1 pseudogene is annotated in these 358 nt (G+C 69.0%); it reads right to left on the bottom strand.

Features of this window, described 5'->3' with window-relative positions:
• Positions 1–358: pseudogene (locus tag AB4Y73_RS20510) on the bottom strand (tryptophan synthase subunit beta); the annotation flags it as partial.

A 358-nucleotide genomic window follows, 5' to 3' on the forward strand; every position in this document is an offset into this window, starting at 1 on the left:
CAGCTGGAAGGCCTTCAGCGCCTCGTCGTCGGTGCAGGTCAGGTACTGGGCCCGGCCGATGTCGTGCAGGAACGAGTGCTCCGGACCGATGCCCGGATAGTCGAGGCCGGCGCTGATCGAGTGGGCGTCGAGGATCTGGCCGTCGTCGTCCTGCAGCAGATAGGTGCGGTTGCCGTGCAGCACGCCCGGACGCCCGCCGGTCAGCGAGGCGGCGTGCTTGTCGGTGTCCAGGCCGTGGCCAGAGGCTTCCACGCCGTAGATCTTCACGCTCTCGTCGCCGAGGAACGGGTGGAACATGCCGATGGCGTTGCTGCCGCCCCCGACGCAGGCGACGACGGCGTCAGGCAAACGGCCTTCC

Origin of the sequence: Pseudarthrobacter sp. TAF60_1 (assembly GCF_052113505.1) — a bacterium.
Lineage (GTDB): Bacteria > Actinomycetota > Actinomycetes > Actinomycetales > Micrococcaceae > Arthrobacter.